The 761-nt window shown below is 51.2% G+C and carries 6 tRNA genes and 1 rRNA gene; all 7 read left to right on the forward strand.

Annotation, left to right across the window (positions count from 1 at the left end):
- Nucleotides 1-89: ribosomal RNA gene (gene rrf / locus KNP75_RS15605) — 5S ribosomal RNA — on the forward strand; the annotation flags it as partial.
- An 11-nt stretch (nucleotides 90-100) separates the two neighbouring features.
- Nucleotides 101-176: transfer RNA gene (locus KNP75_RS15610), tRNA-Val, on the forward strand.
- A gap of 9 nt (nucleotides 177-185) precedes the next feature.
- Nucleotides 186-261, forward strand: a tRNA-Thr gene (locus KNP75_RS15615).
- A 34-nt stretch (nucleotides 262-295) separates the two neighbouring features.
- Nucleotides 296-382 (forward strand) — tRNA-Leu (locus tag KNP75_RS15620).
- A gap of 31 nt (nucleotides 383-413) precedes the next feature.
- Nucleotides 414-490: transfer RNA gene (locus KNP75_RS15625), tRNA-Arg, on the forward strand.
- A 7-nt stretch (nucleotides 491-497) separates the two neighbouring features.
- Nucleotides 498-574 (forward strand) — tRNA-Pro (locus KNP75_RS15630).
- A gap of 11 nt (nucleotides 575-585) precedes the next feature.
- A tRNA-Ala gene (locus tag KNP75_RS15635) sits at nucleotides 586-661 on the forward strand.
- The last annotated feature ends 100 nt before the right edge of the window (nucleotides 662-761 follow it).

Raw genomic sequence — 761 nt, forward strand, 5'->3', positions numbered from 1 at the left:
CCCGTTCCCATGCCGAACACGGAAGTTAAGCGCTTCAGCGCCGAAAGTAGTTGGGGGTCTCCCCCTGTGAGGATAGGACGTTGCCAGGCATTACATATTTGGAGGATTAGCTCAGCTGGGAGAGCACCTGCCTTACAAGCAGGGGGTCGGCGGTTCGATCCCGTCATCCTCCACCATTTACACCTGCCGGTGTAGCTCAGTTGGTAGAGCATCTGACTTGTAATCAGAGGGTCGAGGGTTCGAATCCTTTCGCCGGCACCATTTTTAAAATAGTCTACCGCATGAATTATACCTTGCCGGGGTGGCGGAATTGGTAGACGCACAGGACTTAAAATCCTGCGAGGGTTTCCTCGTGCCGGTTCAAGTCCGGCCCTCGGTACCATCTTAATATCCCATGAAAGTTCATTCGTCTCGCACCCTTAGCTCAGCTGGATAGAGCGTTAGACTACGAATCTAAAGGCCGGGAGTTCGAATCTCTCAGGGTGCACCATCTATTTCGGGAAGTAGCTCAGCTTGGTAGAGCACTTGGTTTGGGACCAAGGGGTCGCAGGTTCGAATCCTGTCTTCCCGACCATCATAACTTTTGGGGCCTTAGCTCAGCTGGGAGAGCGCCTGCCTTGCACGCAGGAGGTCAGCGGTTCGATCCCGCTAGGCTCCACCAATTTTTAAACTGACGAACTTTGAAAACTGAACGATGAGGCAAAAATGTTTTACAATTTTTGAATGAAGCGCAAGCTTCGTCATTTTTAAAGAGCTATATC

It is taken from the genome of Exiguobacterium sp. s6 (assembly GCF_018618155.1).
Classification (GTDB): Bacteria; Bacillota; Bacilli; order Exiguobacteriales; family Exiguobacteriaceae; genus Exiguobacterium; species Exiguobacterium mexicanum_A.